Below are 23,648 nucleotides of genomic sequence, written 5' to 3' on the forward strand. Positions count from 1 at the left end.
ATTTCTATGATTTTACAGTCGATCGCTCCCCAAGCAAGAAGTTCGGTAAGAGATTATGTAGCGGATGTAACGGATGTCAGGAAGACCGAAATTCGGCAATGCCCAATGCCCAATATCCAATCCCCAATGCCCGATGCCCGATGCCCGATGCCCCTGCTTAAAAAAAAAAATGCGGGAACAGTCTACCATTGCCGACTGCCCCCGTCTGCCGATCCTTTGAGAGGAGAACACTAAAAATCACTATAGCCTTGTTGCTAATTAATGTCAATACTATTGGAAAAATATTTCAATAAGCTGATGAAGGTCGATCGGCGAATGGGTTCTAACTTAGATCTGGCACAATTCTCAAGAACAGGCTTTCGGCCCGGTTCGACAAAGAGTGAGTTTTCTTGTGGCGAGTAGGGTTGGACAGGAGAGACCGCCGGTGAAAGGCTTATTAACTTGAGGGGGCAACAAGGAAGCTAAAAATGTTGCTGGATAAGCATCATAGCCTTCAGGCCCTGCTGATAAAATGGCTGTTTATTGCCAACGGCAGCCATCATTTGCCTGGGGGGGTGACAAAAAGAGCTAAGAGCTAGACCTAATCTGAATTACAGCCCTCATCCCCCGTTGATAAAAGTGGCGCTTATTCAAGGTTAATTTCATTAACTCTTGAACTGCTCCGGTATATTTGTCCTTGTATGTAACCCATTGTTGGCTATCTAGACCGCTGCCAAAGGTACTCCGCCTCTGATACTTTCTTTTTGATTCTTTAGGACGAACAATAAGCTGAGGCGCATCTAAATTTGACAATCAAATTCGAGCAAATTCTTGTGGGGTAGGCGTCCCGCCCCCCAAAAATACAATTTAGATGCGTAACAGCTTATACTTTTTGACCGATTTCATTTTCACCGTTGTCCCTTGTATGATAGCATTACTATAAGCGAGTGCTATTAATCAAATGAGGGTCATCAGTCGCGTACCTTTTAAGCCTGTTCCCTCTAAATAATAACCTCGACTTTTATAATCTCGGAACATCTCTTCAATTCCCATGCGCTTTTGGTAGGCAGCGATCGCACTCGCTTAGAGAGCCTAAATTGGTCAGGATAAACCAACCCTCCTTAACCAATATGCCCCGATATTTTCTTTTCCATTTACCAGCTACATCAAATCCCCCTATCGGTTGAGTCTTTCTGACTTTGACTCCAGGGAAATAGAGAGAATTTCCGGGAACTAATCCTAGCTGCTTCAACGGCTGCCAGATTTGAGGTTCGGTTTCGATACCAAGAGAGCATTTAAGCCGAAACAAAAATATACACCTGCCTCCCTGAGCCACTTAGCCAGCTCGACCGAGCAAAATTCAGGCGTCTCCTAAAACCACTACTTTATAATCTTTCAAGAGCGGTAAAAGTTCTGCGATCGCATCCCAATGTTGCTGTCAAATTACTACTTCAAGGCTTGGGTAACAGCGATTAGGATAAAGGAATAGCTCTCTTCTCGCACACCAGGCTTACAATGAGTAGGTTTATACAGCCCCATTGGGTGCGATCGATGACAATTGATAAAGTCTGACCCACTTGGCAATAGGTGGTTAACCAATAAGTTATCAGGGGATACCAAATCTGGCGGAGGGTTAATTGAGGTAAATTCAAGAACCTTTGTAATTTCCGACGCCGGCAAAGGGCGGTAATCGGGTAGGGAAACCAGAGGGCTAATTGCTCCAACTTAACTTGTCTTTCCGATTGCAGCAGATTGAGTAGGATACTTAATACTAAAAACTGAGTACGAGTTAAGTGTTGTTGGAGAGGCGTCTGATAAAATAGAGGTAACATAATTTGTGATAAGTTGTCGGTACTTTGAACCGGCCTATTTTTTTTTACCACAAGTGGGTCAACGCCTTACCTTATCTAGCTTCTAACGGGGTGGTCACCCCCCCCAGTGGGGCAAGCTATAGGCAATAAAAAATTATGTTTGGCCGAACTTGAAAAACTAATCAATTGCTACGAGTGATTTTTTCTAACTTATTCAGCAAGCCCTAATTACTCCCAAAAAACAATCTCCTCTACTTTTGTTTCAACACCACCAAGGCAATATCATCAAAAACTTTTTGCTCGCCAATATGCCGCCGCACATCTTCAATTACGACTTGCCGAATTTCCTCTACCCCTAGGTGGTGATTTCTGGATATGACTTCGCACAGTCTCTCCAAACCGTAAAGTTTTCGATTAATATCGAAAGCTTCAGTAATCCCATCGGTATAAAGCACCACTACATCTCCCGGATTCAGCAACACTTGAGTTTGGGCAACAAAATCAGCAATCTCCACATCCAAACCAATCGGGAAACCCAGAGATATTGTATCTATCCGCTCGACGCTGCTATCAGTACGCACCACTATTATCTCTTCATGTTGACCGCTGATATTGAGGATGCTATCTTGATACTCTAATAATGCCAATGTCATATTTTTTCCAGAATTCATCCGCTGGAGATTGCCGTAAAGGGTTCGATTGAGCACATCCATAAACCTCACCGGGTCTGTTTCATTACTTTCTTGAAGCGTTCGGACAGCGGTTTGTGCCATAATCATTATCACACCACTTTCTAACCCGTGTCCCGTAACATCGCCGATGCTGAAATAGACTTTGCCCTTCTTAGATAGCACGTCGTAGTAGTCGCCACCCACTTCATCTGCTGGTTCCATAAAAACAGCAATTTCCAAGTCTTCAATTGCCTCCATTTCTGATGATTTTGGCAATACCATTTGTTGCAGTTGTCTCGCTACATCTAATTCGGCACTTAAGCGGATATTCTCTTTTTTCAAGCGTGAGTTGAGCGCAGTAATTTCTTCATAGGCAAGAGCGAGTTGGCGGTTGGAATCACCTAGTTGAGCCGTGCGCTGTTGCACTTTTTCTTCTAAACTTTGATAGAGGCGAGCATTTTCAATCGAAATAGCAGCTTGAGCAGATAATACTTTTAAAAGTTCCAATCTGTCGGCTGTAAATGCAGCCTCGGTTAAATTATTTTCTAAATAAAGAATGCCACGGCAAATTCCTTGATGTTGAATGGGGAGACACAGTAGCGATTTAGGATGACGCTGGATAATATAAGGCTCGGCAGCCCAATTAGCTTCCTTAGTTGCATCATTAATTACTAGAGTTTCAGCCGTGCGCCAAACATAATTAACGATTGATACCGGAATCTCTTGGCTGCTGTCAACTAAGATAGATTGCAAGTGACACTCGCTACCAAGCGATTGAGCGGTGATAAATAATTCACCCGATTGTTCTAAAATCAGAGCGCCGCCTGTTGCTCCTGCATTCTCCATCACGACGTTCATTAAAGTTGAGATTAACTGATCGAGATTAATTTCTCCAGATATGACTTGAGAGGCTTCGATGACTGTTGTTAAATCTAGAGCTGATGAAATACCTGTACCAGTGCTAGTTGTAACTTTTAGCGCGGCGATTTCATGAGTCGTCAGAGTTACTGTATCGCCCAATTGCGCGCCTGGATTTCTAGTAAAAATAGGGGCGAGTAATTGAGGATAGCGTTTTTCTAAATCTTCAATTTTTGCTTTAGCTCCCCAGCGAGAGTAAGCGTAATAAGCTGCTACAATGTAGGTTTGAGCAATGGTTTCTTTGCCCCAAGCTAAGTAAAATTTGGCGGCAAGTTCGTTGGCGATTGCTTCTTCATTGACGTACTCGTTTTCTTTGGCGATGGAAATAGCGCGATCGTAATCATCCATTGCTTCCACATTTTCACCCAGAACCCGATGCCGTTCTGCTTCCACCAGATAAGATTTATGCAAGTGATTCATCGGCGCGTGTTCAGCCCAGGTCTTGAGTTTTTGCTGATTGTGTGCTACTTTTTCTAAAATTAGCTCGCGATCGCTTGTGGATGAATCAGTCCAAATCGCTAGCTGTACCAGGGAGTCGTAGAAATGGAATAGGGGTACGCAAAGAAGAGCGATCGCGCTATCAATATATTCCTCTGCCTTGGCAGTATTTGCGATCGCTTGCGGCAATTCCTCAAATAGATAACAGAGCATCAGCTTGTTTAAATACAAATAGTGCAATCCGTTTCTGTCGTTGCCTTCTAAATGTTGCGATAGTAATTCTACTTCGTCATAAGCTTCACCCACTAAAAGGCAGGGATTTTCCGACTCACCTAATAAGTTAAGCACTGCCTGCCGAAAAATCTCATTATAATTAAACGAGGCAATTTGTTTTAGTTGTTTGAGGGCGTGACTGTAAGACGCCATTTCGCGTTCTAATTCAGTTAGTTCCGCCCCAGCAAAATATAAATGGTTACAGGCGTAACAGGCACTGTAAGCCGCAAATTCTAAATCTCCAGTTTCCAATCCAATTTGGTAACTCTCCAGCAAAGGTTTTAATGTTTTGCGGACTGGTTCTTTCCAATGGGCGACCATACCACCAAAAATAAAGAATGTTTTTGGCTTAATTTCCTTAACGTTGAACTCCGAAGCCACTGTTAAAGCTAAAAGACCAAATTGGTAACCCAATTCAATATCTCCCACGACGCCGCACATAATTAATCCATAGGTGGCATAAGCAAAAGCCGACCAAGCAGCATTGCCATATTGCAGAGATAAATTCACCCGATGGCACACCGTCAGCGGATACATTTGAGGCGCAGAAATATAGGTAGCAGAAGATAAACTTGAAAGAATTTGCATCGCTGCCAATTTTTCTGGGTCGGTCATCGCTGGCAAGTTAATCAAGTCCTCGATTGGGCGAGAACCCAAATTTTCTCTCGTTTCCACCATTGCTTGCTGAATATCTGATGGTTGGGTATTTTCTGGAAAATCTATCCCCAAAAGCTTCAGCACTTGTAGCCCCGTTCTCACGGCGTCTAAACCTCGGGTTTGCGCCATGTATGCTTGAATTTTGACTTCATAAACTTTCACTTTATCTAGCAAAGTTTTAGCTTCGTTCAAAACAAGTGCTGACCACACCTCCATCTGCTCGAAGTTACCCCCCAAATAGGCTGACTCAGTGGCTAATTCATACAGTGCCAGCGTTGGATCGTAATTCGTTTGCCAGCTATCTGCCGTTAGCAGTTTCATGCCTACAGCTAAATAACCGAGCGCGGCCGCATAAGCTGTAGAAGCTTTGGCTTTACGTCCCGCAACTAAATTTAACTGCACCAGTTCTTCTTGTTCTGTTTGACTGTCAATTAAATCGACGGCAATATTCAACTGGTTAACAAGATCAAAAATTTTCTCTTCCCGTTCTGTTTCGGGGGTATTTGCCAACAGCAGCCGTCCCATTTTCAGGTGAGTTGATTGTTTTTGGTCTTCGGGAATTAGAAAATAAGCCGCTTGCTGCACTCGATCGTGGAGAAATTTGTAAGGAACTGTCAGTTCTACATTCTCTTGACTCGTGATCGAGGAATCATCTTGGAAAAATTTGTAAACTTCGCTAATCGGAATAACTAGACCTTCTTGCAAAGCTTTCCATAAGTCAGCCGCTGTCTCGGCTTGGGATTTTTCGCGGACAATTGCTAGGGTAGCGAGGTCAAAAGTGTTGCCGATGCAAGCTGCTAATTTCAATACTGTTTGAGTATTTTCCGGCAGTTTCTGCAACTGTGTTGCCATAAACTCGACAACATCATCGCTGACGGAAATTGTCTTAACTTGTGCAATATCGCACTGCCAATAGTTGCAGCTAAAATCAAACGATATTAATCCATCTTCGTAAATCGATTTGAGGAATTGATTCGTAAAGAAAGGATTGCCTTTGGTTTTTACGAGTACCAGTTCTGTTAAAGAAATTGCTCGCTCGGGCGGACAACTCAGAGTATCGGCAATGAGGCAGTTTAAGGAAGGTTGGTCTAAAGGTGCTAAGGTAATTTGATTAACCGTCGCATTAGTTTCCTTAATTTCATCTAACGTCAGCATCAGTGGATGTGCGGGAGAAACTTCGCTGTCTCGATAAGCTCCTATTAGCAACAGACAACGGGTATCCCCATCGCTTAAAAGCAATTGCATCAACTTCAAAGAAGCTGAATCTGCCCACTGTAAATCATCTAAGAAAATCACTAAAGGATGTTCTTGAGTCGCGAAGACTCGGATAAACTTTTGAAACAGCAAATTGAAGCGATTTTGAGCCGCACTTCCTTCTAGTTCGGGGGCGGGTGGTTGCTTGCCAATCAGCAGTTCTAGTTCGGGGATTACCTCAATAATGACTTGGCCGTTTTCTCCTAAAGCGGCTAAGATTTTAGCTTTCCATTTCTGCACAACAGCCGCAGTTTCAGTCAGCAGTTGTCGCATTAAATTTTGCAGAGCTTGTACCCAGGCCCAAAAGGGAATATTGCGATTAAATTGGTCGAATTTTCCTTTAATAAAATAACCGCGTTGGCGGACAATGGGTTTGTGAACTTCATTGACAACGGCAGTTTTACCAATGCCGGAAAATCCTGCTACTAGCATGATTTCTGAATTGCCAGAACTGATGCGTTCAAATGCTGATAAAAGCGTTTCTACTTCTGTTTCTCTGCCGTAAAGTTTTTCTGGGATAACGAAGCGTTCGGAAATGTCCCTTTTTCCTAATTCAAAGGGTGCAATCTTACCGCTAGCTGCGTACTGTTCCAAACACTTTTCTAAATCGTATTTAATCCCAAAAGCTGTTTGATAGCGGTCTTCAGCGGTTTTTGCGATCAATTTCATTACGATGTCATTTAAAATTTGGGGGATGGCGGGATTTACTGCAATGGGGGGAATGGCTTGACGGGCAATATGACAGTGAACTAATTCCATCGAGTCTGTTGATCGAAAAGGCAACTGACCCGCTAGCATTTCGTAAAAAGTTACACCCAAAGAGTAAAAGTCTGTACGATAGTCAATCCCCCGATTCATGCGTCCTGTTTGTTCCGGGGAGATATAAGCGAGGGTTCCTTCTAACTGATTGGGGTTTTGAATTTCTTGGCTTTCTCTGGGTAAAAGCGAGGAAATGCTGAAGTCAATCAGTTTGACTTGTTTAGTTTGAGGGTTAATTAAAATATTCTGGGGTTTAATATCTTTATGAATAATTCGGCAGCGATAAAGTCCTTCTAACGTCGTGACAATTTGAAGAGCTATGTCAAAAAAGTTAGCGAGGTTATCGGTTATTTTTCCTGTTTTTTCAAGAACCGGGGAAGTCAGGTAGTTAGCCAGGGAAATGCCACCATAATCCTCCATTATCAGAGCAAAACCATTTCGATAGTTTTCCAAGCTTAAATGTTTGACAATTCCCGGAAAGTCGAGATTTTTGGCAATTGTGTATTGATTGCGGAACTGTACCAGTTCGGTGAATGTTGGATATTCCGACTGAAGCAGTTTGATGGCAACTGGTTGACTGTCTAACTCTTTAACCCCTAGGTAAACTTGGGTTCTGTTACCATTGTAAATTTGTTCGGTGATGTAATAGCCAGGAATTTTTAGAGTTGTCATTTTCACTCGATATTGGTGGTAATTTACAATTTTTAATTCTTGGCTTAGCGATCTACATCATACATCGACTTTACGGCTGTATCAGTATTGTATATTTGGCTACTTTTGAGCATAGATAGAAGAATGAATCTTGCAACTTAATTGAATTACATTAACCTTATCCTTTATTTAGTAAGTTTACAAATAAAATTGAGAGTCCCAATATTAAGTCTTATTGGGATTTATTATAATATATTAACTATTCATAAATTTCCTTGCTCGAACGAGGGGACTAATAACTTGTATGAGTAATATTGTTGGCACGCAGATAAATTAATGGGTGCGATTTAAAAATCAGTACAAGGCTCAAACTGAACGGGTATCTTCGGGGAGTTGTTGATGGATACAATTTTAGAGGTGTTCTTTCTACCACCGATGGCGATCGCGCGTTTGGGTAGCAGCGATACACCAATGGAAAATTTCACTTCGACAGAAGATCCCAGCATCTTTGGTGGCGATATGACCGTTATAGCCCCCCAAGTCAGCTTAGAAGTCAGAGAAGATGGCTCTCTGCGTTCTCAATAAGCACAGTTTTTTTCTCCATTTTTTTCAGGGGTGTGTTGCTTGAACAGCTTTTCCTGTCTAGCTTTTACCTTCCTTCTCGCCCCCTCAACTTATTAACAATGGTGCAAGATGTCAGTTCGAAGCGATGGCTGGTGCTTGTTGCAATAGTCCGGGATCTCGGCGGAGGTTTGAGCCTGTGACGGCAATCTTAAAAATAGTGCAAGATGTCGATTCTCAATCTCTGGCTTGTATGCGCCCTCAAGGATGTGATAAGTTGCACAGAGCGATCGATCGCCCGTTGGCGAAGCCCTCGAAGAAGATCGACCGCAGCATAAAATGCCTCAAACCTAGCAATCTCCCCAATTTTCTAATGTCCCTGCAACTGCGCGTTTACGTTCCCCCGCATCCATTAATTAAACACTGGCTGGCTGTTGCCCGCGACGCCGCCACCCCCTCGGTACTTTTTCGTTCTGCAATGACAGAATTGGGAAGGTGGCTGGCTTACGAGGCAATTCGAGAGTGGCTGCCGACAGTGGAAACGACGGTGCAGACCCCTGTGGGCGAATGTCCGGCGACTTTTATCAACCCGGAAGCTCCGTTAGTTGTGGTACCGATTTTGCGGGCGGGTTTGGCACTGCTCGAAGGAATTCAGACGGTTGTACCGCTGGCTTCGGTTTACCACCTCGGCATGGCAAGAAATGAGGAGACGCTGCAACCGACTTGTTATTTGAACAAATTGCCGGCACAGTTTAACCCGGAAACGCGGGTGATAATTAGCGAGCCGATGCTGGCGACTGGCGGCACGATTATAGCGACAATGCAGGAATTGACGAAGCGGGGAATTGACCCGAGCTTGATTCGGATTATCTCTGTGGTGGCTGCTCCTCCGGCTTTGAAGAGGCTGAGTGCAGAGTACCCGAGTTTGATGATTTACACGGCAACGATCGACGAAATAGTCAACGAACAAGGCTTTATTGTACCTGGTTTGGGAGATGCGGGCGATCGAACTTACGGCACATGAACAAGTCAGTCAGTCAATTTTAGATTTTAGATTTTAGATTTTAGATTGACTCGACAGATAAATCTGGGGGCTTGTATCCCTTTGTGGGTGCGGTGAGTGGTTCCAGGAATCAGTTGCTGAAATCTCGGGGGAAAAAGATGACCCTGGTTTGGTAAAAGCAGGCACAGAGAGAGTTAGAATCAAAAGTACAAGTCAAAAATAAATAGCTTTTAGCACTCATTGCCCGTGAAACTTGATTCTGTTCCGCCAAGCTTGTCTGCTTCTGACTCAGTAAACCTCAATTATGATTTGCCACAACAGGTACAACTACAAATAAAAGAGGTTACTGATATTTGTGCTGCTTTAACCCCGGAGCCCGCTGAACTCTCAGGGACTGTAAATCCCGATATTTGTCAGGAACAAAAGAAACTGAAGTCGAAGCACTGGGCAGTTTTTGCTTCGACTTTTGCAACTATTTTTTTAGCTGAAATAGGAGACAAAACTCAGCTTGCGATTTTGCTAATGACGGCTGAATCCCGAAATCCTTGGATCGTGTTTGCGGGTGCGGGTTCGGCTTTGATAGCAACCAGTTTGCTGGGGGTTTTGCTGGGAAGGTGGCTGGCTAGTCGGATTGCTCCGAGAACTTTGGAGAGAGCAGCCGGAGTGATTTTGCTGGGGATTTCGGCGATTCTACTGTGGGAAGTGCTGGGTTAATTGTCTGCCTGTCGGTAAGTCGTTGATTTCTACAATAGCTAACTAAGAACTAAAAAAACATGGACTGGCAACTTTTGGGAATCAGTTTTATTACAGTGTTTTTGTCAGAATTGGGAGACAAAAGTCAATTAGCTGTTATCGCCCTGGGCAGTAGTTGTAACTCGCCGCGGGCTGTATTTTTCGGTACGGCGTCGGCGCTGCTGCTGGCGAGTTTGATCGGGGTGGCGATCGGCTTCAGCACCGCAGAGGTGTTGCCGGAACGACTGGTAAAGGGACTCGCAGCGATCGGATTTGCGGTGATGGGCTTGCGTTTGCTGTGGCCAAAAACAGATTTACCGGAAGCATCCGAGTAGGGCGTGCCATCGGTCGATTTTAGATTTTAGATTTTAGATTTTAGATTTACTCCACAGATGAATCTGGGAGTTTGAACAAGAGTCTAAAATTTTGAGTTCTCCACAACAGGAGTCGTTGGCAAGTATCCGTTTTTGGGCGGGTCAGGAAGCTTGACAGTATAGTTATATCAAATCTGTTAGCATCGGAATTATTCCTATCTCTCTTCTCGACCTCTGCGTGAATTAGCGTCAATCCATTGTCATCTGCGGTTAATACATTCTCTTTTTTTAACCGCCGATGAGGACAGATTTACACAGATTAACGCAGATGACTTCTATCAATTCCGGTTGCACCCTCAGTGATTTTTGACTGTTGACTGGATTTTACGCCTGACGATGCTAACAGATTTCATATTATGGGATAAATGTTTGATTGATAGGGAAACCGCACATGCAACGCAGGTGCATTTCAAGCCTAGTTTACGATCGCGTTAAAATTTTAAAAATTAGCGGGGGGCGTGAATTCACGCCCCCCGCTGCTGGTTGAGTTTTTTTTCTGCACTCAACATCTGAGTCTCGTGTCGATTAAACTTGGTTTTGGTAGCACCAGCCCAGCAGCGTACCGGCGACACCCAACTTCAGCGCTTCCAATGCAAAATAGCCTTGGTGCAGTAGATTCATCCCGGCGGGCACTTCTGCTGTCTCACCGAACAGATTTAGCTGGATTCCTAGGGCACTCATTTGGGGTGTCAGGCCGTAGGTGTCAATCAGGGCGATCGCCAGAAGTACCAATGATAATAAAATTGCTGTGCGGCTGCGCTTGCCGAAGTCACCGACTAAATTGCTCAAAACCATCAAACCCGTTGCCACCAGGCCCGAACAGATTAACTCAACCCGGTTGAATCCCCAGAACATTAAATTCCCAGCCGTTGTAAACTCGGGAGATGTCATCATGCCAGATACGTAGAGACTGGGCATAATGACTAGATCCAAAATCAGGCTAACGCTGAGCCAAAAAATTAGGGCCACCATGACAATTGCTTGCCAGCGCGGTTTGATTGATTCCACTCTTGATGTTGTAATAGCTGTCATATAATTCGACCCTCTAAAATTTTCTTCTGCCTTTTCTAGAGTTTAACTAACTTTTTTCTAAAATTCTGTTAAGTATTTTTAAATTAATGGTAACTTTTGTGTAACATACCCTGAAGAATTGTTAAGCTCACTTATGTTTGTCATCACTTCGGTTAACTAATACTAATTCGGAAAAAGTACGGAATAAATTAATAATTACTCACAGGACTTATGCACTGCGGCCAAAGACATCTGTTGTTGACCCTGATTAAACACCGTAACGTATTTTTTTTATAAAAAACCCGGTTTCTGCGTCCAGAAATAACTCCTAATTCAACTGTATATGCCTAAATTTCAATTATCCTCTTGGTTGCCCCGTCTCCCCCCTCAAGTCTGGATTCTTGCTGCCGGCAGATTCCTCTCCCAAAGTGGCACCGGTTTTACTTTATTTTACGCGCCGATATTTTTTGTCGATCGCGTCGGTTTATCTGCTACTGCTGTTGGGATTGGTTTGGGTAGCGGTTCTGTTTCGGGAATATTCGGCAGAATTTTGGGCGGTTCTTTTTGCGATTCAAAATTTTGGGGAAGGCGGCGAACTTTATTGCTGGCGGCAGTTATTTGTGCTGTGGCTTCTTTTGTACTGGCGGCGACTAATGATTTCGTTGGCTTAATTGCGGGCAATTTACTGATGGGTTTTGGGGTGGGTTTGTATTGGCCTCCAACCGAGACGATGGTGGCGGATTTAACGGAGGGTGAACAGCGACAGGAGGCTTTTGCTTTGACGCGACTTGCTGATAATTTGGGTTTGCAAGTTGGGATTATTTTGGGCGGTTTGTTGATTGAGTTAACGGGGAACTATCGATCGCTCTTTATTATTGATGGTATCTCGTTTTTAGTGCTGTTTGCGGTGGTGGCGATCGCGATCGCCGAAACCTACAAACCAGCTAATCCTGGGGAGAGAGGAAAAAAAAATCGGGAAAATGGTTGGATGGTGGCGCTGAGCGATCGCAGTCTTCTAGTTTATGCTTTAGTAAATACCCTGTTCACATTATATATTTCCCAAATCCAAACCACAATGCCGCTCTACTTTAGCAAGTTTGTCGCGGTGGGGACGGAAAAAGGTTTTTCAACAGGTACAATTACCGTTTTGTTTGCTTTTAGCACGTTTTTAACTGTGGCTTTGCAACTGCCGGTTGTTAAAGCTTTGAGGCCATTTTCCCATCCAAAAGCTTTGATGATTTCTGCGCTGCTGTGGGGAATGGGATTTATTGCGATCGGCTTGACGGGAATGGCTGCAACTGCCAATCTATTGTTAGCTGTTTTAGGCTTGAGTTTTTTGTCGGTTGCGACTGTTGCTTATACGCCTTTTGCTTCTGCTTTGGTGGTGGATTTAGCGCCAGAGTCTTTACGCGGCGTGTATTTGGCGGTTAATTCTCAGTGTTGGGCGATCGGCTATTTAATCGGGCCGCCGCTGGGCGGTTTGGCTTTGGATAGAGGTAAATGGGCGGCGGATAATTTTTGGTTGGGTTTGGCTTTGAGTGTCGGCGCGGCTATTTTTATTTTGCAAAAGCTCGATCGAATGTTGAAAAGTAGAATCTAATATTCAGTTGTTCGTTTAGGACTAAGACCAAAAAAAACCGGTTTCTGCGTCAATATCTCTCGGTTCGATACCACGATTTTTCAGAGAAACCGGGTTTGTGACCCCGCGTGCGTCCAAGACTGTAGTTGTTAGCATTAACAGTCAACAGTCAACAGTTAACCGTCAACTAACTAATTTATTTTCGTCGATCGCCCAATTTGCGGTAAACTGCTCTTAAATCAACTTGATGGTGAGCCAAAGCAACCAAAGCGTGATAAAATAAATCCGCAACTTCCCCAGCAATCCCCTCTTTGTCGTCATCTTTGCAAGCCATCACAACTTCCGCCGACTCTTCGCCAATTTTCTTGAGAATCTTGTTGTCGCCGCCCTCGAACAACTTGCAAGTATAAGAACTTTCGTTAGGATGGTCGCGGCGATCGCAAATTACCGCAAATAATTGAGATAACATATCCCCTGGCGGCGGTGAAATTTCCCCATCAACTTGGTGAAAACAACTTCTTTCTCCCGTGTGACAAGCAATATCTCCGACTTGTTCGACAGTCACCAGCAAAGCATCGCTATCGCAGTCGTAACGCAGCCCTTTGACATTTTGAACGTGTCCCGAAGTCGCGCCTTTTGGCCACAATTCGCAACGAGAACGACTCCAGAACCAAGTTTGCCCGGTAGAGAGCGTTTTTTGCAGCGACTCGCGATTCATCCAGGCCATCATTAACACCGTACCGTCCAAATAATCTTGGACGATCGCAGGCACTAAACCGCGATCGTCGTAACGAATCTTTTCAATTGGGATCGATCGGCTCAAACTCGATAAATCAGTAGTAGACATAATTTTATTTCAACTTTGTAATATAGATTAACGCTTTCCTGTCGGAGATTGTTTTTTTATTAACCGCAGAGAACGCAGAGGACGCAGAGGAAGAGAAGAGAGAAGATTGAGCAAGGGGTGGGTAAATTGTCAAGAACTCTTTTACAAAAAATTACACTTTAGGGCGATCGATGCGGGTGCTACAAAGCCTGAAAAACCCAAGCTACTATTGCTACTCATTGGTTTGTACCTTAAAATCTATTAACATAGTTTCCTTGAATCGACCTAACCATTATCCTGAAGTCGCTATAAAAGTATCCTACCAACAACAGACCTTCACTAAGGAGAAAACATTGGTTTCCACAACCTTGAAAACGACCAAATCCGAAGAAATTTTCGCCGCCGCCCAGAAGTTGATGCCAGGTGGCGTCAGTTCCCCCGTGCGCGCCTTCAAATCCGTAGGCGGACAGCCCATCGTCTTTGACAGGGTAAAAGGAGCCTACATTTGGGACGTTGACGAAAACCAATACATTGACTATGTAGGCACTTGGGGCCCCGCCATCTGCGGCCACGCCCACCCGGAAGTCATCAAAGCCCTGCACGAATCTTTAGAAAAAGGTACGAGTTTCGGCGCACCATCGGTGTTGGAAAACGTACTGGCCGAAATGGTCATCGATGCCGTTCCCAGCATTGAAATGGTGCGATTTGTCAACTCTGGCACCGAAGCCTGTATGGCCGTTTTGCGGCTGATGCGAGCTTTCACCGGACGCGATAAACTGATTAAATTTGAAGGCTGCTATCACGGACACGCCGATATGTTCTTGGTAAAAGCCGGTTCCGGCGTTGCAACTCTGGGCCTTCCCGACTCTCCGGGCGTCCCGAAATCCACTACTGCCAATACCCTCAACGCTCCCTACAATGACTTAGAAGCAGTCAAAGCTTTATTTGCCGAAAATCCCGGCGAAATAGCAGGCGTAATTCTCGAACCAGTGGTGGGGAATGCCGGTTTTATTACCCCGGATGCAGGTTTTCTCGAAGGTTTGCGGGAAATTACTAAAGATAACGGTGCTTTGTTAGTTTTTGATGAAGTAATGACCGGTTTCCGCATCGCCTACGGCGGAGCTCAGGAAAGATTCGGTGTCACCCCGGATTTGACTACTTTGGGTAAAGTTATCGGTGGCGGTTTGCCGGTGGGAGCTTACGGGGGAAGGCGGGATATTATGGGGATGGTGGCTCCTGCTGGGCCGATGTATCAAGCGGGTACGCTTTCGGGAAATCCTTTGGCGATGACTGCTGGGATTAAGACTTTGGAATTGCTGCAAAAACCCGGCACTTACGAACAGTTGGATAAGATTACCAAAAAACTGTCCGACGGATTGCTAAAAATTGCTAAGGAAACCGGACACGCGGTTTGGGGTGGGCAAATTAGCGGGATGTTTGGCTTGTTTTTTGCGGCTGGCCCGGTTCACAATTACGAGGATGCGAAGAAGTCGGATTTGACGAAGTTCAGCCGCTTTCACCGGGGAATGTTGGAACACGGAATTTACCTGGCTCCTTCGCAGTTTGAGGCGGGATTTACTTCTTTGGCTCATACTGACGAAGATGTCGATCGAACTTTGGCAGCAGCGCGTGAAGTGATGGCAAGTATTTAACGTGTGTAGTAAGGATGTTCGTCCTTAAAACTCAGGAATAAATAATTAAAGTCCTTGCTGTTTGTTGGCAGTAAGGACTTTAATTTTTAACTGCTTTATAAAATAAAGTCCTGAATCGTAGAGACTATTCTGGACTACCTTTTAATCAGGCTTACAGGCTTTTTTTAGTAAATTTTCACCGGGTAATTCCTGTTTAATGGTGTGAGGGAATTACAAATTAGTAATTATAGGAACTCTCTACTTTACCGTAGCAATCCCTAACTTAGCTCCCTTAATTCGGCGTAATCGATCCATAACTTCCACAACATTTCCGTGATTGACGCTTTTATCCGCATTCAGCACAATTAATGAGTTCGGATTTGACCCCATTACCTGTCGCACTGTACTCTCAATCTGCTCTAAGTTGACTGACTTTTTATCAACCATTAATTTTCCCTGAGCATCAATGGTGACGGTAATTTTAGCAGGCGAGTCCTGAACTTGAGAGGTTGCTGCTTTCGGTAAATTTACGGGTAGACCCTCGGATTTGGATAAAGACAAAGAGGAAACAATGAAAAACGTCAATATGGCGAAGGTTACATCAATCAGTGGCACGATGTTGATCTGGGGAATACTATCAGGTTCATCGGGTAGGCGCATAGTTAGATTCTCTTGGTAGTTTTTCGTAGTGGTGACGGTACAATAGCTCTAGCTGGCCTCCGGCTTCCTGCATAAAAGCTATCTGCTGTAAGTAAAACCCACGAAACATATTAGCAAATACGAGCGTAAAGATTGCCACTACTAACCCCATTGCCGTAGAAACGAGGGCTTCGCTAATCCCCCCGGTAACGCCCGCGGCATTGGTGCCTGCAGCATCTCCCAGTTTGAGGGAGTCAAAGGTGGTAATTAAGCCCAAAACTGTTCCGAGCAACCCAAATAGCGGGGAGAGGGTGATAATGGTGTCAAATATTGTATTGAATCGCTTCAAAACGGGGATTTCTGCCTGAGCTGCACTCTCTAAGACCAAACGAAATTCTTCGATGTTGGGCGAGTCTAATTCTAATGCTTCCAAAAAAATTCTGGCTAACGGCAAATCAGCGTTTACTTGTAACTTTTTGATGGCGGAATCCGGGTTTTGACCGTAAAGTCTTAGCACTTCCCGCACGACCCGCCGCTGTCGCCGATTCACTTTAAACCAAAAGACAAGACGCTCTAAAATCAGTGCGACTGCTGCGATTGACGAGGCAAGCAGCGGCCAAGAAACAATGCCCCCAGCGCGAAAAATGTAAATGAAATTATCCATTAGTTTGTATTCTCGTTAGCTGTGTTGAGTGATCGCAAGCTGCCTAATGGTGCAATTAGCCCGATCGAAGGCTGGTAGAGTTTCTGCGTCAAGTCGGCACAAGTGATTCAGACTGCGAATTGTTTCACTCAAAGGCGATCGCGCGATCGCACAAACGCATTACCTGTATGTGACTATCTTCGTCTTTACCCAAAATGCTTCTACTGCGATCTCGACCGATTTTTCTCCCAGTGCTTGCTTGCTAAAGATTTGCCTTAGGACTTGACAATAATCTTCAATAATTTAAAAGATTCTCAACTAGGTTTCCACAAATATCAGTGTTTGTCAAGCCATCATTTACAATATTAAATAATATTTTCTTATTTAAAATAAGTTTATTAATTTTTAGTGCTTATGTAAAATCACCTGTGAAAAGCTTGAGAATGTTGAAATTTGTTGGTAGATTACGGGCTACAGTATTGCATTTAAGGCATTTTGAAACCTTGCCCTGCCAGAATCAGAAAATTGACAGCACCCACGAGAGCGACGTAGGCGCACCCAAAGGAAATGCTGATTGGTAGCGTCTACTTGCTCTATCCAAATAAAATAATGAAAATTAATTGCAAGAGTCTTGAACAGGGTGACAGTCTTCTTATAGGATGGGTAGGTTCATCAGTGATAGCAAGCTCAACCCGCAGTTGGTAGCTTGTTTCGGGTTATGTGGGGGAGCCAGCGAGGACGTTGCCAACCCATCCATCAAGGAGATTCGTAAGGCATGAGTTTTTCAAATATTTCGGCGACGCAAAGAGAACAACAAGAAGAAGCTCTCAAAAAAGTTCTGGCGATCAGTCTATTAGCCTCAAGCTTACTGCACGGTGTCGCGCTGCCGTTGAGCCTCAACTTGGTCGAACCTGCTGAATTTGCAGAGGAACCCATTGAAGTTGTTGTGCTTGATGAGCCCAAAGTAGAGGAAACCCAGCCAGAGCCAGTTATTCCAGAAAAGGTATCTCCCCCACCTGAGACGTTCAAACCAGAACCGCCACCAGAGCCAACTCCCGCAGAGGAGCCACCCGTAGCGGTAACGCCACCGCCGATTCCAGAGGAGCAGCCGGTAGCGGTAACGCCCCCGCCGATTCCAGAGGAGCCACCCGTAGCGGTAACGCCCCCGCCGATTCCAGAGGAGCCACCCGTAGCGGTAACGCCACCGCCAATTCCAGAGGAGCCACCCGTAGCGGTAACGCCACCGCCGATTAAGGAGCCACCCGTAGCGGTAACGCCACCGCCGATTAAGGAGCCACCCGTAGCGGTAACGCCACCACCAGAGATTAAGAAAGAGCTGCCCTTAACGGAAACTCCGCCACCAACTCCTATCGAGCCTTCCCCCCCACCTCAACAGGATTTCAATTCCCCAGAAACTCCTAAAACCCCGATCGCCCAGGAACCCGAAACCCCTTCGCCCGATCCTCCAAAAAGCGAACCACCCGTTACCGCCTCCCGCCCCAAGGGTGCTGGAAGTTCCACAGACTTTACAAAAGATGCTGCAAATCCCAACTCCTCCGACAGCCCCGAAAAAAATAACCCGCTCTCACCATCTGCTTCAGCCGGTAGCGGGGAACCTTCCTCAGAGCCATTAAATCCTTCTTCCGGGCCCATACAGCGATCGCCCGGGGCTGGGTCGCCAGTCACAGCTACTAGACCAGGAGGCGGTGGCAATTCTGGAAATGCGATCGGAGGTTTAGGAAACCTTGCCTCTGGTGGCCCCGGAGGCGGAAGCCCTGGAGGTGGAAGCCCTGGAGGAAGTGCCTCGAACTCACCATCTGGCGCCAGCGAAAATGGCGACCTACCTTCCTCAGAGCCATTTGGGGATGGTTCGGGGCGATTGGGAAGATCGGCGACGGCTGGCTTACCAGGTTCTGGAGGCGGAGGCCCTGGAGGCGGAGGCTCTGGAAGCGGAGGCTCTGGAAGCGGAGGCCCTGGAGGCGGAGGTTCTGGAGGCGGAGGTTCTGGAGGCGGAGGTCGTGGAGGCGGAGGCTCTGGAAGCGGTTCGGGGTCAGGGCAAAAACCGACAAATCCAGGAAGAGGGGGGAGTCCTTCGCGCGCTCCCGGCACGCCTGGGGGCACTTGCATTAGTGGCTGCGGTAAACCTAACTATCCGAGCGCAGCCAGAGAAGAAGGGCGCCAAGGCCAAGTGGAACTCATTTGTGACATTGACCCCAACGGTAAGACAGTCAACATCAAGATCTTGACTCCTAGCAAATACAACGACTTGAATCGCGCAGCGATGAAAACAGTAGAAGAAAGGAAATATGCCCCATCAGAGAGTGGCATTCAAGGAGAAAGAATAACCATTACCTTCCTGCTCACTGACTAGGGATTTTTTTGAGACTCTAGCAATTTGGCTGGAAATTCTATAGCACCGTCCAAGGAATAGTAAAAGGAATAGCAAAGTTAAAAGTTGAATTTTTTGTGAATTATGAATTTGGGAATGTCGTCAGCAATATTAAGTAAACTTCAGCGAGTTGGACTCGCTCTATTACTTGGTTCCAACTTGGGAATTGCTTTGTTGTTTGCCAACCCTCACAGCGCAATGGCAGGAGTAATTACTTTACCCGATGGCGGACGTTGCGAGGGAGAATTGAGTGAGGGAAAACTCAGCGGCCCCGGCAGTTGTCAATATGCCAACGGCGATCGCTACGAAGGCCAATTTCTCAACGGCAAACCTCACGGTCAAGGCATCTATACTTTTAAAGAAGAAGGTCGATACCAAGGAGAATTTGCCGATGGTGAATTCAACGGTCAAGGTGTCCGCGAATTTGCTAACGGCAAGCGCTACGAAGGCTCTTTTACCAATGGTTCTCCCAGCGGTCGCGGGGCTTTTACGTTCAGTAATGGCACTCGTTGCGAAGGAGATATTAAAGAAGGAAAAGTTAACGGCAAAGGCGTCTGTCAATATGCTAATAAGAACCGCTACGAAGGAGAGTTGCTGAATAATGTGCCTCACGGGCAGGGAATTTATACCTTTGCTGAAGGAGGCCGTTATGAGGGGCAATTTAGGGAAGGGCAATTTCACGGTGCCTCCTCTGGTAGCCCTGGAGGAAGTGCATCGAACTCATCACCCGGTGGAGGTGGAAATGGCGGCGGCGGTTCCTCAGAACCATTTGGCAGCGGTTCGGGGTCGGTACCAAAACCGACCAATCCAGCAAGAGAGGGGAGCCCTTCGCGCCCGAAAGGCCCGCCTCCCGCCACTTGCATTAGCTGCGGTGGATCTGAAGATCCGAGCTCCGCCAGCACACCACCGCGGGAAGGCAGAGTGGAACTCATTTGTGACATTGACCCCAACGGTAAGACATTCAACATCAAGATTTTGACTCCGAGCCAGCACGACGAGTTCAATCGCGCAGCGATTAAAATAGTACAAGAAAGGAAATATACCCCATCAAAGAGTGGCATTCAAGGAGAAAGAATAGTCATTATCTTCCGGCTCACTGACTAGGGATTTTTTTGAGACTCTAGCAATTGGGCTGGGAATTCTATAGCACCGTCCAAGGAATAGCAAAGTTAAAAGTTGAATTTTTTGTGAATTATGAATTTGGGAATGTCGTCAACAATATTAAGTAAACTTCAGCGAGTTGGACTCGTTCTATTACTTGGTTCCAACTTGGGAATTGCTTTGTTATTTGCCAACCCTCGCAGCGCAATGGCAGGAGTAATTACTTTACCCGATGGCGGACGTTGCGAGGGAGAATTGAGTGAGGGAAAACTCAGCGGCCCCGGCAGTTGTCAATATGCCAACGGCGATCGCTACGAAGGCCAATTTCTCAACGGCAAACCTCACGGTCAAGGCATCTATACCTTTAAAGAAGAAGGTCGATACCAAGGAGAATTTGGGGATGGGGAATTCAACGGTCAAGGTGTCCGCGAATTTGCTAACGGCAACCGCTACGAAGGCACTTTTAAAAACGGTGAGTTCGACGGTACAGGAACTTTTACCTCAACTAACGGCATTCGTTACGAAGGCTCTTTTACCAATGGTTCTCCCAGCGGTCGCGGGGCTTTTACGTTCAGTAATGGCACTCGATGCGAAGGAGATATTAAAGAAGGAAAAGTTAACGGCAAAGGCGTGTGTCAATATGCTAATAAGAACCGCTACGAAGGAGAGTTGCTGAATAATGTGCCTCACGGGCAGGGAATTTATACCTTTGCTGAAGGAGGTCGTTATGAGGGGCAATTTAGTGAAGGGCAGTTTCACGGTAAAGGGGTTCGCGAATATCAGAACGGCAACCGCTATGAAGGAGAGTTTGTCAAGGGCAACACTCAAGGTCAGGGGGTGCTTACTTTTAAAGAAGGGGGACGTTATCAAGGGCCGTTTGACAATGGAGAATTTAGTGGTGAAGGTGTCCGTGAGTTCGCCAATGGGAATAGCTATAAAGGCACTTTCGTCAAGGGTAAGATGAGCGGGAAAGGAGTTTTTATTTTTGCTAATGGCGATCGCTGCGAAGGCGAATTTAGCGATGGTCAGTTCAACGGCAAAGGTACCTGTATTTACGCCAATGGCGATCGCTATCAAGGTGAATTCCTCAACGGCCAGAAACACGGGCAAGGTTCTTATCTATATGCAGATGGAACGAAAGTAGAGGGAACTTGGCAACAGGGGCAGCTTAAAAAATAACCTTATAACCTATCTCGCCCTACTTGTTTACCCCTCCTCCTCACCAATGGCATTAATGCGCTTTAGGGCCGACACACGGGCGTTTTATAGCGCTTTTCAAGTTGGTGAGCGTAGCGGAGGGCTTTTAATTTCACATCCGATTTACACAGGGTGTTTTTTCGGATTTTCTGGATGTCTCGAAGAGGTGTTATTTTTTTAACAGCAGATGGAGGCAGATAGACGTAGATAAATTACGTTTTTGGGCATCGGATTTGTATAATTTTCTCCATTGTTCTCCATAAAAGGAATTTAAATCCTCGGCGTTTTGTTCGTGCAGCTTGTTGAAAATGCTGTTATGTCTCAGTTTAACCCTAGCCAATTAATTTCCAGTGTTTCTACAACTAAAAAAACAAGGTCGCCGGATTGTCTCGTTATTGATGAGTTTTATTTTAGTTTTGCTTCTAAATAATGGGGTTCAATCCTCGCCTGAAATCGGCACTCAAATTCTTTGGGATACCTATGGAATTCCACACATTTATGGAGAGAATACTAAAAGCCTTTTCTACGCTTTTGGGTGGGCGCAAATGCAAAGTCACGGTAATCTGATTTTGCGTCTTTACGGGCAAGCTCGCGGGCAAGCTGCCGAATTTTGGGGCGAAGATTATCTGGAATCCGATCGCTGGGTGCAAACGATGGGAATTCCTAATCGTGCCAATGCGTGGTATGAATCACAAAATCCCATTTTTCGCAACTATATCGATGCTTTTGTTGGCGGAATGAATGCCTATGCAAAAGAACACCCAGAGGCGCTCACCCAAGAATTAAAGGTAGCATTGCCCATCAAACCGGTAGATGTATTGGCACACGCGCAACGCGTCATCAATTTTACTTTTGTAGTCGATCCAGAGGACCTTGAAGATATCGCTGACAATGATACCCCCAAAGGCTCTAATGGTTGGGCGATCGCTCCTTCGCGCTCTGAAAGCGGCAATGCCATGTTATTGGCAAATCCTCACCTTCCTTGGTCGGATTTATATTTATGGTACGAAGCACAACTGGTTGGCCCAGAAATTAACGCTTACGGAGCGACTCTTGTCGGATTTCCTGTATTAACCATCGCCTTTAATGACAATTTGGGATGGACTCATACTGTCAACACTCACGATGGCTGGGATGCCTATGAATTGCCCCTCGCTAACGATGGCTATCGCTTCGATGGCGAAGTGCGAAAATTTGACAGAGAAGAGAAGGTTTTAAAAGTCAAAGAAAAGAATGGAAATTTGCGATCGGAATCTCTAGTCGTGCGCCGCTCTGTTCACGGGCCGATTGTCACAGAAAAACAGGGCAAAGCGATCGCCCTGCGCGTTGTCGGACTCGATAAATCAGCAGCCCTTCAGCAGTGGTGGGATATGGGGCGGGCCAGGAATTTTTCTGAATTTGAAGCCGCTTTAAAGCGCTTGGAAATTCCCATGTTTACCGTCATGTATGCCGATCGTGAGGGGCATATCATGCACTTGTTTAACGGTCAAGTCCCCATACGCAAAAAAGGAGATTTTAAATACTGGTCAGGCACGATCGCAGGCAATACGTCAGAGACTTTGTGGAGCAAAAATCATCCCTATGCGGATTTGCCGCGCGTTGTCGATCCGCCCAGCGGTTGGTTGCAAAATACCAACGATCCGCCTTGGACAACGACGTTTCCCAGCCCGATCGCACCGGATAAATATCCCGCATACATGGCACCGCGCGGCCCGATGGATTTGCGATCGCAGCGATCGGCAAAAATGCTCTTAGAAGATGACAAAATCTCTTTCAATGAATTGATGCAATACAAACATTCCACTCAGGTAGAACTCGCCGATCGCCTCCTCGATGATTTAATTCCCGCCGCACGGCAAGGCAGTGAAAAAGCGCGCCGCGCTGCGGAAGTTCTCGCCACTTGGGATCGGAAAGTCGATGCTGACAGTCGCGGTGCGGTGCTGTTTGCCTTTTGGAAAAATGCGATGGATGCCGATCGGTTATTCGCTAAACCTTGGAGCGAAGATGCGCCGCTAACGACGCCAGACGGGTTGGCAAATCCTGCGGAGGCGGTGCGGGTGCTGGAAGCGACAGCAACCAAAGTTGAGGTAACTTATGGCGCGTTAGATGTGGCATGGGGGGAAGTCTTCCGATTGCCTGGGGAGGCGAATCTGCCTGCAAATGGAGCTGACGGTGCTTTGGGTGTATTTCGCTCAGTATGGTTCGCTCCTGGGAAGGACGATCGCTTTCAAGCGGTTGCGGGCGATTCTTTTGTCGCTGCGATTGAGTTCTCGAATCCGGTGAAAGCGATGGCGCTAAACAGTTACGGCAACGCCAGTCAACCTGGTTCGCCTCACGCCGGCGATCAGTTGCAGCTCTTTGCTCGCAAACAATTGCGCCCTGTATGGCGATCGCGATCGGAAATTGAAGCTCACCTGAGTTCGCGCCAAAAACTATAGCAGAAGGAAGTTCGGCAACGAGCAATGTACGGGATGTAACGGATGGAAGGAAGAAGGAAGAAGGAAGAAGGAAGAAGGAAGAAGGAAGAAGTTAAAAGACCTTTTTCCGTTTC

16 protein-coding genes are annotated in these 23,648 nt (G+C 45.9%); 10 read left to right on the forward strand and 6 right to left on the reverse strand.

Annotation, left to right across the window (positions count from 1 at the left end; all coding sequences use genetic code 11):
• Window positions 1-12 precede the first annotated feature (12 nt).
• Window positions 13-189 (reverse strand): hypothetical protein, encoded by a 177-nt coding sequence (locus tag QUA62_RS06505; protein WP_333403120.1) that lies wholly within the window; start codon window positions 187-189, stop codon window positions 13-15.
• 1,852 nt (window positions 190-2,041) lie between these two features.
• Window positions 2,042-7,432 (reverse strand): AAA family ATPase, encoded by a 5,391-nt coding sequence (locus QUA62_RS06510; RefSeq protein ID WP_333403122.1) that lies wholly within the window; start codon window positions 7,430-7,432, stop codon window positions 2,042-2,044.
• Between the two features lie 378 nt (window positions 7,433-7,810).
• On the opposite strand from QUA62_RS06510, the gene QUA62_RS06515 reads away from it, so the two are divergent.
• From QUA62_RS06515 to QUA62_RS06530, 4 genes are all read left to right on the forward strand, one after another.
• Window positions 7,811-7,996: a hypothetical protein gene (locus QUA62_RS06515; RefSeq protein WP_333403124.1), complete on the forward strand. Its 186-nt coding sequence runs from the start codon at window positions 7,811-7,813 to the stop codon at window positions 7,994-7,996.
• 349 nt (window positions 7,997-8,345) lie between these two features.
• Complete coding sequence (upp, locus tag QUA62_RS06520; RefSeq protein WP_006635025.1) at window positions 8,346-8,996, forward strand: uracil phosphoribosyltransferase; 651 nt, start codon at window positions 8,346-8,348, stop codon at window positions 8,994-8,996.
• A 225-nt stretch (window positions 8,997-9,221) separates the two neighbouring features.
• Window positions 9,222-9,689, forward strand: coding sequence for a TMEM165/GDT1 family protein (locus tag QUA62_RS06525; protein WP_333215347.1), 468 nt, complete (start codon window positions 9,222-9,224; stop codon window positions 9,687-9,689).
• 59 nt (window positions 9,690-9,748) lie between these two features.
• Window positions 9,749-10,042 (forward strand): TMEM165/GDT1 family protein, encoded by a 294-nt coding sequence (locus QUA62_RS06530; RefSeq protein WP_333215345.1) that lies wholly within the window; start codon window positions 9,749-9,751, stop codon window positions 10,040-10,042.
• A gap of 564 nt (window positions 10,043-10,606) precedes the next feature.
• On the opposite strand, the gene QUA62_RS06535 is transcribed toward QUA62_RS06530, so the two are convergent.
• Window positions 10,607-11,113: a DUF4149 domain-containing protein gene (locus QUA62_RS06535; RefSeq protein ID WP_190732542.1), complete on the reverse strand. Its 507-nt coding sequence runs from the start codon at window positions 11,111-11,113 to the stop codon at window positions 10,607-10,609.
• Between the two features lie 322 nt (window positions 11,114-11,435).
• Here QUA62_RS06535 and QUA62_RS06540 point away from each other — a divergent pair, with 322 nt between their 5' ends.
• The gene (locus QUA62_RS06540) at window positions 11,436-12,692 is read left to right on the forward strand and encodes an MFS transporter (RefSeq protein WP_333403126.1); all 1,257 of its coding nucleotides are present in this window, start codon (window positions 11,436-11,438) and stop codon (window positions 12,690-12,692) included.
• A 175-nt stretch (window positions 12,693-12,867) separates the two neighbouring features.
• On the opposite strand, the gene hisIE is transcribed toward QUA62_RS06540, so the two are convergent.
• Window positions 12,868-13,518, reverse strand: a complete 651-nt coding sequence (hisIE, locus tag QUA62_RS06545) for a bifunctional phosphoribosyl-AMP cyclohydrolase/phosphoribosyl-ATP diphosphatase HisIE (RefSeq protein ID WP_333403128.1) — start codon at window positions 13,516-13,518, stop codon at window positions 12,868-12,870.
• 332 nt (window positions 13,519-13,850) lie between these two features.
• Here hisIE and hemL point away from each other — a divergent pair, with 332 nt between their 5' ends.
• The gene (gene hemL / locus QUA62_RS06550) at window positions 13,851-15,149 is read left to right on the forward strand and encodes a glutamate-1-semialdehyde 2,1-aminomutase (protein WP_333403131.1); all 1,299 of its coding nucleotides are present in this window, start codon (window positions 13,851-13,853) and stop codon (window positions 15,147-15,149) included.
• Window positions 15,150-15,386: 237 nt separating this feature from the next.
• Here the strand turns inward: hemL and QUA62_RS06555 are convergent, their stop codons facing one another.
• Window positions 15,387-15,788 (reverse strand): biopolymer transporter ExbD, encoded by a 402-nt coding sequence (locus QUA62_RS06555; RefSeq protein ID WP_333403133.1) that lies wholly within the window; start codon window positions 15,786-15,788, stop codon window positions 15,387-15,389.
• Complete coding sequence (locus QUA62_RS06560; RefSeq protein WP_190732534.1) at window positions 15,772-16,431, reverse strand: MotA/TolQ/ExbB proton channel family protein; 660 nt, start codon at window positions 16,429-16,431, stop codon at window positions 15,772-15,774. Before QUA62_RS06560 ends, QUA62_RS06555 begins: the two co-directional genes overlap by 17 nt.
• A gap of 754 nt (window positions 16,432-17,185) precedes the next feature.
• Here QUA62_RS06560 and QUA62_RS06565 point away from each other — a divergent pair.
• The 4 genes from QUA62_RS06565 (at window position 17,186) to QUA62_RS06580 (ending at window position 23,535) form a co-directional block, all read left to right on the forward strand.
• Entirely contained in the window at window positions 17,186-18,781 is a 1,596-nt protein-coding gene (locus QUA62_RS06565; protein WP_333403135.1) for a TonB family protein, read from the forward strand.
• Between the two features lie 114 nt (window positions 18,782-18,895).
• Complete coding sequence (locus tag QUA62_RS06570; protein ID WP_333403136.1) at window positions 18,896-19,903, forward strand: TonB family protein; 1,008 nt, start codon at window positions 18,896-18,898, stop codon at window positions 19,901-19,903.
• Window positions 19,904-20,005: 102 nt separating this feature from the next.
• Window positions 20,006-21,079 (forward strand): hypothetical protein, encoded by a 1,074-nt coding sequence (locus QUA62_RS06575; RefSeq protein WP_333403138.1) that lies wholly within the window; start codon window positions 20,006-20,008, stop codon window positions 21,077-21,079.
• A 368-nt stretch (window positions 21,080-21,447) separates the two neighbouring features.
• Window positions 21,448-23,535, forward strand: a complete 2,088-nt coding sequence (locus QUA62_RS06580) for an acylase (RefSeq protein WP_333403140.1) — start codon at window positions 21,448-21,450, stop codon at window positions 23,533-23,535.
• Window positions 23,536-23,648: the final 113 nt, after the last annotated feature.

The sequence above is a fragment of the Microcoleus sp. MON1_C1 genome, assembly GCF_036701945.1.
In the GTDB taxonomy this organism is placed as follows: Bacteria; Cyanobacteriota; Cyanobacteriia; order Cyanobacteriales; family Microcoleaceae; genus Microcoleus.